At 69.2% G+C, this 9390-nt stretch carries 6 protein-coding genes and 1 pseudogene; all 7 read left to right on the forward strand.

All coding sequences use genetic code 11. From position 1 onward, the window contains the following. Positions 1-486: pseudogene (locus tag PMI12_RS25435) on the forward strand (hypothetical protein); the annotation flags it as partial. Positions 487-571: 85 nt separating this feature from the next. Further along, entirely contained in the window at positions 572-1078 is a 507-nt protein-coding gene (locus PMI12_RS25440) for an OmpA family protein (RefSeq protein WP_007838288.1), read from the forward strand. Between the two features lie 109 nt (positions 1079-1187). After that, a complete protein-coding gene (locus PMI12_RS25445; RefSeq protein WP_007838289.1) occupies positions 1188-4298 on the forward strand; it encodes a glutamate ligase domain-containing protein in 3111 nt (1036 codons plus the stop codon). Beyond that, a complete protein-coding gene (locus PMI12_RS28980) occupies positions 4295-4465 on the forward strand; it encodes a hypothetical protein (protein WP_007838293.1) in 171 nt (56 codons plus the stop codon). The genes PMI12_RS25445 and PMI12_RS28980 overlap by 4 nt, the downstream gene beginning before the upstream one ends. 75 nt (positions 4466-4540) lie before the next feature. Continuing rightward, entirely contained in the window at positions 4541-6358 is a 1818-nt protein-coding gene (locus PMI12_RS25450) for a peptidase domain-containing ABC transporter (protein WP_007838295.1), read from the forward strand. A gap of 45 nt (positions 6359-6403) precedes the next feature. Then, a complete protein-coding gene (locus tag PMI12_RS25455; protein WP_007838298.1) occupies positions 6404-7720 on the forward strand; it encodes an HlyD family type I secretion periplasmic adaptor subunit in 1317 nt (438 codons plus the stop codon). Further along, entirely contained in the window at positions 7717-9279 is a 1563-nt protein-coding gene (locus PMI12_RS25460; RefSeq protein ID WP_007838300.1) for a TolC family protein, read from the forward strand. Before PMI12_RS25455 ends, PMI12_RS25460 begins: the two co-directional genes overlap by 4 nt. The last annotated feature ends 111 nt before the right edge of the window (positions 9280-9390 follow it).

Below are 9390 nucleotides of genomic sequence, written 5' to 3' on the forward strand. Positions count from 1 at the left end.
GGCACAGGCGGCCTGCTCGACGGCGTGCTCGGCAGCGACGGTCTTCTGGGCGGCGTCCTCGGCGGCGCGACCGGTGGCGGCACCGGCGGCCTGCTCGACGGCGTGCTCGGCAGCGACGGCCTCGTCGGCAGCCTCCTGGGCCAGGACGGCCTGGTGGGCAGCCTGCTCGGCGGCTTGTCGGGTGGCAGCAGCCCGGTGGCAAACATCCTGGAGCCCGTCACCAGCGTGGTGAGCGGCGTGACCGATGCTGCTCCGGTGGCATCGAACCCGACGAGCGCGGTTTCCGACCTGCTCGCCCCGGTGACCGACATCCTGGCCGGTTCGGGGGCCGCTTCCCCGGCCGGCGACCTGGTGGGCAGCGTCACGCACGCGGTCACTCCGCTGGTGACCGACGTCGTGACCCCGATCACCAGCCTGGTCGATCACAGCCCGACCGGCACCGCCTTGTCGCCCGTGACGAACGTGCTGCACGGCCTGCTGGGCTGAACGGCAACAAGAACGCAGAAGGAGCAGTGGGGGAGCGCAGCACCAGGGACAGGCCGCCACCGGCCTGTCCCCCGAAAGGATCGATATGAAGAAGAATTTCCAGACACTGGCCATCGTCGCCCTCGGCGCAGTCCTCGTGGGCTGCGCGGCCCCGAAGACGGGCCGCGACGACGCAACCTACTACTACTCGAACAAGGGCGCGGCCGCCCCGGTGGCGAAGGTGGAGCCGCCCCCTCCGCCGCCGGTGCAGAACGGACCGGCCGGCGTGGCGAAGATCGTCTATTTCGACTTCGACAGGTACAACATCCGGCCCGGCGACCGCAACGTCGTCGAGGCACACGCGGGCTTCATGCGCAACCGGCCGGCGAGCCGGATCGTGATCGAAGGCCACACCGACCAGCGCGGCGGGCGCGAATACAACCTCGCGCTAGGACAGCGCCGCGCCGACTCCGTGCAGCGCACGCTCACGCAACTGGGCGTGCCCGCCGAGCGCATCGAGGCCATCAGCTGGGGCGTGGAGAAACCCGCGTCCACCGAAACCACCGAGGAGGGCTATCAGCTCAATCGCCGAGCCGAATTCAGCTACCGCTGAAGCCGGATCACCGCGATGACTTCGACGGCAGTTCCCGGTCTGCGCACACGCCATCGAAGCGAGAGCAGATGACGGGCGCGGCCGGTCTCCCGCATTGGATCGGGGCCGAATGATGTCCTTCACAGACCAGCTCCACGCCTGCCACGAACGCCTGGCTTCGCTGTGCGCGGCGCTGCCGGCCCCCTATCCGGCGTTCACGCTGTTCTTCTCCGTGAGCGATGGCGCGCAGCGCGCACACGTCGTGCACGCGCGGGCCACCGAATTCGAAACCGCCTGGCGCGAAGGCGCCGGGCGCGTCGAGCGCTGGGTGCGCGAGCGCGGCGTCGTGTCGCCGTGGCTGCGCATCGACTGGGTCGAGGGCGCGAGCCCGATGGAGTGGGTGCAGTTCAAGACGCAGCTCACCGCCGTCAAGCGCAACTACTTCCGCCTCGGCCTGGCCTTCGACCAGGACTTCGCGCTCGCCTTCACCGAGCAGGAGCTCAATGCCAACGCCATGCTGTGCGGCGACTCGACCATTGCGCATTCGGTGGTGAACCCGCGCAACTTCGAGGTCTACGGCCAGGAGCGCTTCCAGTGTTCGCCGCCGCTGGACAGCATGCCCTCGGAGCAGCCGGTCTACCTGCTGGCGACGGTGGGTGTGTTCTGCCAGCCCGATGGCGTGGTGCACAAGCTCGTGGGTACGGGGCTCGATGCGGGCCGCCGGCAGCTGCCGGCGCTGAACCCGCAGTCGGTGCTCGACCTCGTGCGCAGCGGCTCTTCGTATCTCGCGCGCCAGGTGCAGAGCGACGGCCTCTTCGTGTACGGCTATTTCCCGTGCTTCGATCGCCGCATCCCGACCTACGACGCGGCGCGCCATGCGAGCGCGCTCCACGCCATGCTCGAGGCGTGGGAGCTCACGCGCGACGAAACGCTGCGCGCGGCCATCGACCGCTCGCTCGACCATCTCACGGCCTCGCTGATCCGCGACTACACGCTGGCGGATGGGCGCGCGGTGGCGTTCCTGGTCGACACCGGCGGCGAGATCAAGCTCGGCGGCAATGCGGCCTGCGTGCTCGCGCTGGTGAAGTACTGCGAGCTGATGGACACGCGCCACTGGCTGCCGCTGCTGGAAAAGCTCGCGCTCGGCATCGTGTCGCTGCAAGATGCGGCCACCGGCCGCTTCAACCACGTGCTGCACGCGGCCGACCTCACGCTCAAGCAGGCCTCGCGCATCGTCTGCTACGACGGCGAGGCGGCCTACGGCCTCATGCGCCTGTACGGCCTCACACGCGAGCCGCAATGGCTGGCCGCGGTCGAGAAGGCCTTCGACCATTTCATTGCCAGCCAGCATTGGCAGGTGCATGACCACTGGCTCAGCCGCTGCGTCCACGAACTCACGCACTGGAGCCCGCAGGAGAAGTACTTCCGCTTCGGCCTGCAGAACGTGGCGGGGTATCTCGACTTCGTGCTCGACCGGAAGACCACCTTCCCGACGCTGCTCGAACTCATGCTGGCCGCGCAGCAGATGCTCCAGCGGCTCGAAGGCATGCCCGCGATGCGGCACCTGCTCGACGAGCTCGACACCGAGAAGTTCTATCGCGCGCTCGACTACCGCGCGCACTACCTGCTCAATGGCTTCTTCTGGCCCGAGATGGCGATGTACCTTCGCCGTCCGTCGAGCATCGTCGGCTCGTTCTTCATCCGCCATCACTCGTTTCGCGTGCGCATCGACGACGTGGAGCGTTACCTGTCGGGCTTCGCCGCCTACCACCGCTACCTGGTGGAGCGGCGCACCTTGCCCGGTACGGGCGGCACGAGCGGCGGCGGGAGTGCCGGCGTGCGCGACGACGGCGCCGCCTGGACCGCGAGCGAGATGGCGCACGTCACCGGCGGCGAATGGGTCGTCAAGCCCGAGGACGGCTGGCGCGCCACCGGCGTGGCGCAGCGCTCGTTCATGCGCAAGGGCCGCGTGGTGTTCGACCACCAGGCGCGGCCGTCGAAGACGCCGCTGGCCGCCGTCACGCTCAAGGGCGTGCTGCAGCCGGCCGCCGCCGTGCTGTGCACCGACCCCAAGCCGCACCTCGACAAGCGCGTGCCCGTGCTCAAGGTGCCGAACGTGCTGCAGGCCGTGCTGGAGCTGGGCGATCATGCGCGCGCCGAGTTCACCGGCCGCGTGTGCGGCGTGCTCGGCAGCGGCGCGGCGAACGGCGTCGCCAGCGGCACCGTGGCCGCCATGCTGGCCGGCGCGCTCACCGTGTGGGGCGAGGTCGGCCAGCCCGAGGGCAACGTCAGCCTGCCATCGGGCATCGCCTGGAACATGACCTGCATGCCACGGCACGCCGCCTACTGGGTGCTGGAGATGGGCACCTCGCACATGCCGGCCTCGGCGCAGCTGGTGCGGCCTTCGCTGCTGGTGGTGACGGGGCTCTCGGCCGCGTCGCAGAAGCACCGCGGCCCGACCGAAGCCGCCGCGCGGCTCGACAGCCGGATCCTGCTAGCCATGGCGCCGGGCGGCAGCGTGGTGCTCAACCGCGACATGCCCGAGTTCGCGACCTTCGCCGAAGCGGCAACGGCGCGGCAGCTGCAGATCGTCACCTGCGGCGAGCACGAGGACGCCGACGTGCGCCTGCTCGCCTTCGACCACGGCGAGGTGCAGGCGCTGGTGGCGGGCGAGCCCTTCCAGCTGCGGCTCAATGCACCGGGGCGCCACATGGGCGCAAGCGCCATCGCCGCGCTTGCGGCCCTGCAGGCCATGCGCCTGCCGCTGGCCGCGGCGGTCGAGCCCTTCGCGCATTTCGAGCCGCCGGGCGGCCGCGGTGCGCTGCACACCATTCACATCGGCGGCGGCAGCTTCAAGCTGATCGACGAGACCTACGACGCCAACCCGAGCTCGATGCGCGCGGCGCTCGAGATGCTGTCGCAGGCCCCCTGCGAGCCGGCGCGGCGCGTGGCGATCCTCGGCGACATGCAGGAGCTCGGCCCCGCCGCGCAACGCCACCACCTCGACCTCGAGGCCGAGCTGCTGGCCTCACAGCCCGACCGCGTGCTGCTGTGCGGCCCGCTGATGCGGGCACTGCACGCGCGCATTCGTACAAAGGTTCGCTCGCACTGGTTCGTCGATGTGTCCGACCTGTCGACCGCGCTCGGCGGGCTGCTGCAGCCCGGCGACTGGGTGCTGGCGAAGAGTTCCGCAGGCGTAGGCCTGTCCCGGTTGGCCCGGGTTTTGAAAGCACTGCCATGAGCACGAGATGGGATGTACTTCCGCAATCGCCCTTCGACCATGAGGCGCCGCCGCGGCGGCGGCCGCCGATGCGCCGCTGGTGGCTGGGCTGGGCGCAGCTGCTGTGCGCCTGGGTGCTCTGCATGCTGCTGTGCGCCAACATCGCACTGGTGCTGGCCGGAGCGTGAATTTTTGCCTTGTAACAGTGAGGTAACAGTTGATAATGGCTCAGGCGTCATTGCACGACGGATCGGCTTTTTCCCATGATCAAGTTTCTCTTGCCCAGCCAGCTGGTTGCCGAAACGCCGGACGAGCCGGGTGCCAGTCCTTATGCCGGGGCACTGAACGCCGCGTTCCGCGCGGCCTACCCGCTCGTGAAGAGCGCGGCATGGCGTTCGCTTCCCATCAGCCTGTTCGGGCTGCTGCCCTCCATCTTCCTGCTGCAGGTGTATGACCGCGTGCTGTCGCGCAGCGGCTTCTCGACGCTCGCTGCGCTGGTGAGCGGCATCCTGTTCTTCCTGTGCATCGAGTTCTGGCTGCGCACACGCCGTTCGCGCCTGTTGCGCAACGCGGGCGCCATCATCGACCACGGCGTTTCCGGTGCCCTGCTGCAATCGATGCTGGCCCGGCCGCTGCGCGCGCTCGAGGCACGTCCCGCCTCGGTGTGGCAGCAATACTTTCGCGACGTGGGCTCGGTGCGCGGCACCGTCACCGGCGGCCTCGCGCAATCGATCTTCGACCTGCCGATGGCGATCTTCGCGCTCGCCGTGATCGGCATCGTCGCCTTGCCGGTGCTGCCCGTGGTGGCGGCGTTTCTCGCCATCATGTCGTTCCTGGCCTGGTGGTGGGCCGACGAGGTCCGCGCCGGCCGCGTGGAAGAAGTGCAGCGCGGCCGCGGCCTCGACCGCATGACCGCCGAGATCTGCCATGCGCGCGAAACGCTGAAGACGCAGGCCAACGACGGCCCCATCAGCGACATGTGGCGCCAGACCTACAACGCCTGGCTCACCGAGAGCTTCAGCAAGAACGGCCAGATCGAGACCGCGCGCGACGGCACCACCGTGCTGCTCACGGTGTTCTCGGTCATCGTGGTGACCGTGGGCGCCGTCTCGGTGATGGAGCAGTGGATGACGGTGGGCGGCCTCGTCGCCTCGAACATGCTGGCGCTCAAGGCGCTGCAGCCGGTGGCCGGGCTGGTGTCGAACTGGCGTTCGCTGGCCACCGCCAAGGAAGCCGCCAAGCGGCTCGAGAGCGTGCTGTGCGAACCGGTCGAGAAACCGCCCACGGGCATGACCCTGCCGCAGCCGCTCGGCCGCATCACCCTGAAGGACGTGAGCTTCAGCTTCACCGACACCGCGCAGCAGCCGGTGCTGGAAAACGTCGACCTCGACATCGGCCCGGGCGGGCTGCACGTGATCGTCGGGCGCAACGGCGCGGGCAAGTCGACCATGGTGAAGCTGCTGTCGGGCCTGTACACGCCCACGCGCGGCATCGTCAGCATCGGCGAGTACGACCTCTCGCAGTTCGGCCGCGAAGAGCTGTCGCGCTGGATCAGCTACCTCTCGCAGGAGGTCTACTGGTTCGGCGGCTCGCTGATCGACGTGATGCGCCGCACGGCGCCCGGCCAGAGCGACGAGCAGATCGTCGCGGCCTGCAAGCTCTCGGGCGCGCACGACTTCATCTCGCGGCTGCCTGACGGCTACCGCACCATGATCGGCGAAGGCGGCACCGGCGTCTCGGTGGGCGAGCGGCGCAAGCTCGCGCTGGCCATGAGCTTCCTGCGCAAACCTTCGGTGCTGGTGCTCGACGAGCCCAGCAACGACCTCGACTTTCAGAGCGAGCGAAACCTGCTCGCCACGCTGCTCGCGGTGGCCAAGGTGCGCACCGTGGTGGTGGTCACGCATTCGCTGCGCATCGTCTCCGCCGCCAACGTGGTCTATCACGTCACGGGGCAGGGCAACGTGGAGCAGGGCGCGGCGGCGGTGATGGTGCCGAAGCTGTTCGGCGTGAAGAAGCCGCTGGTGGCGCTGGGCGATGCGGAAGACGGCGCGAGCGCCGCTGCCTCCCGTTCGATGGCGTGACGAAGAACGAACGAAGAGCGAATGACGAGTGATCGGGGACGCGACTTGAAATCAGATTTGCCGCAGATTCTTCAGGACGAGAACGACAGGCGCGCGGCCCAGGCCTCGCCGCAGGGGCGGCGGCGGCAATGGATCATCGGCGGCGCAATCGGCGTGCTGGCGCTGGTCGGCCTCGGTTTTCCGATGGAAACCGTGGTTGTCGCACCCGGTCGCGTGATCCCCTCGGACCGCGTCAAGTCGATCCAGCATCTGGAAGGCGGCATCGTCAGCAACGTGCTGGTGAAGGAAGGCGAGAAGGTCAAGCAGGGCCAGTCGCTGGTCGAGATCGATCTTGGCGGCAGCGGCCTCAACTTCGAGGAGCTCTCGGCCCGCTACGCGGCCACGCAGGCCACGCGCGTGCGGCTCATGGCCGAGAGCCGCGGCCAGCCGCTCAAGCGTGAATCCTTCGCCGCCGACATCGACGAAAGCGTGTTCGAAGGCGAGACCGGCGCCTACCAGGCGCGCGCGCTCGAACAGCGCGGTGTCATGGCCGGCGCCGTGTCGGGCCTGGAGCAGGCGCGCAGCAAGCAGCTGGAGCAGCAGGCCAAGGTCAAGGGCCTGAGCGACCGGCTGGCGCTGATGCAGAAGGAGCTCGAAATCTCCGAGCAGCTGTTCAGCGAGAAACTGGTCGGCCAGGTCGAGGTGCTGGAGAAGCGCCGGCAGGCCGAAGGCGTGCGCAGCGAACTCGCCGTGGCGCGCCAGGGCGTGATCTCCGCCAACGCGTCCATCACCGAGGCACAGGCCAAGATGGCCGAGGCCGAAGGGCGCTTTCGCCGGCGCGCGTCGGACGAACTGGCCACGGTGGAGCGACAGTTCGCGAGCCTGAGCGAAGACCTGGCGCGCGCGCGCACCCAGCGCTCGCGCACCGTGGTGAAGGCGCCGTCGGACGGCATCGTCAAGGGCCTGCGCAACTCCAGCCCCGGCTGGGTCGTGAAGCCCGGCGAATCCATCCTCGAGGTGGTGCCCGACGAGGACGAGATCATGGTCGAGGCGCGGCTCAACCCCAACGACCGCGGCTTCATCGAAGTGGGCCAGCCAGCGCGCGTGAAGATCACCGCCTATGACTACCTGCGCTACGGTGCCGTCGACGGCAAGGTCAAGCTGGTGGCGGCCGACGCCGACCGCGACCCCGCCATCGCCAGCGGCGCGCCGTACTACCGGCTGCTCATCAGCATGTCGCAGTCCCATGTGGGCCGCGACGAGAACCGCATCACGCCTGGCATGGAGTCCGAAGTGGACTTGCGTGTGGGCACCGATCCGTTCATCTGGTACATCCTGCGACCTGTGCTCAAGCTGCGGCGCGAAGCCTTCCGCGAACCATGAAGTACCGCCAACCGGCCGACCGACGCCGCATGGGCGCCGGCGTTGTCTGTGCAGCGCTGTGCGCGAGCTTCGTCCTGCCGCCCGTCGCCTTCGCGCAGGAGCAGCAGGAGGCGGGTGCCCGGCTGTTGCTTGCGCGCCGGCTGTCCCCGCCCTCGCTCGGCGCCGCGAGCTACACCCAGCAGGTGAAGCAGGCCCTGGTCGCGCTGTCGCAGGACTACCCCGAAGTGCAGACCGCGCAGGCCGCGGCCAACACCAGCAGCTACGGCGTGGACGCGGCCAGGCAGGCGCGCTACCCGCGCTTCAAGTTCGGCACCTCGTCCGGCAACTACAACAGCGGCGCGGCCAATGCCAAGACGCAGAGCTACACCGTGCTCACCGCCGAGGCGCGCGTGAGCCTCCTCGACGGCGGCGCAATGAGCGCGGCGCAGCGCGCCGCCGAAGCGGCCAACCAGGCAGACGACGAGGCCGTCGTCACCACCTCGCAGAAGGTGGTGCTGGATGCGCTCACCGCCTACCTGCAGGTGCAGCGCTTCGACCTGAAGAAGCAGATCGCGCACAAGGCCACCGAGGTGGTGGCCGAAATCTCCAAGGCCGAAGCCCGCCGCGTGGCATTGGGCGTAAGCGGCGACAACGACCTCAACATGGCGGCCTCGCGGCGCGCGCTGGTGGCCGCGCGCGAGTCCGACTTCGAGGCGCAGCGCGACGAGGCCCTTGCCAAGTTCCGCAACTACTTCAAGTTCTCGCCCAATGCCGAGTCGCTGCCCGTGCTCGCGGCGCCGGCGCAGTGGCGCATCTCCTCGCAGGAAGAGGCGCTGCGCCGCGCCGAGTCGCGCAGCACCGAGATCGCCGAGGCGCAGGGCCGCATCGACCGCGCCAAGGCGCTGGCCGACCAGCAGGACGCGAGCCTCTACCCCTCGCTCGACGCCGTGCTCGTGAAAAGCAAGGACCCGCGCGGCGTCTCGCCGCAGGACCCGACGCGCGCCGCCTTCGAACTCAACTGGAACTTCGGCAACGGCTTCGACCGGCAGCTGCGCCTGAAGTCGGCGCTGGCCGAAGTCGCCAACCAGGAAGCCAAGCTCGAAAGCGTGAAGCTCAACCTGTTCGAGCTCACATCGGCATCGTGGGCGCGCACCGTGTCGGGCCGCGAGCGCGAGCGCCAGCTGATGGAAGCCGTGAGCACGGCCGGCCAGGCCTTCCGCGGCCGCCGCCGCCTCATGGAGTTCGGCCGCGAGACCCTGCCCAAGGTGCTCGACGCGCAGCTCGACTACTACACCCTGCTGTTCGACTACATCGATGGCGTGTTCGACCTGCGCATCTCCGAGCTGCGCCTGGCGCGCACCACCGGCGAACTGCGCATCGACCCGGCCGGCCCCAACGGCTGGATCGACCGCCTCTTCGGCGCGCCGAGGCGGCAGGTGCTGACGGAAGACGGCCTGCTGGGTGCGCTGTGCATCTCGAGCAACACGACTTGCGCGGCCGAGCCCACGGTCGACCGCTCGCCCGGCACGTCGTTCGCAAACCCACCGCTGCGCAGGACCACAAGGCTCGGCACCAACTGATCCGCGAGGCAAGCGAAGCGAAGCCCCTTCGTGAAACACCGAGGAACCGGCTTTGCCGGGCCTCAGGTGTTGCCCCCGGCAGGGGGAAGGAGAAGCGACACGAAGTGCGCG

Origin of the sequence: Variovorax sp. CF313 (assembly GCF_000282635.1) — a bacterium.
GTDB lineage: Bacteria > Pseudomonadota > Gammaproteobacteria > Burkholderiales > Burkholderiaceae_C > Variovorax.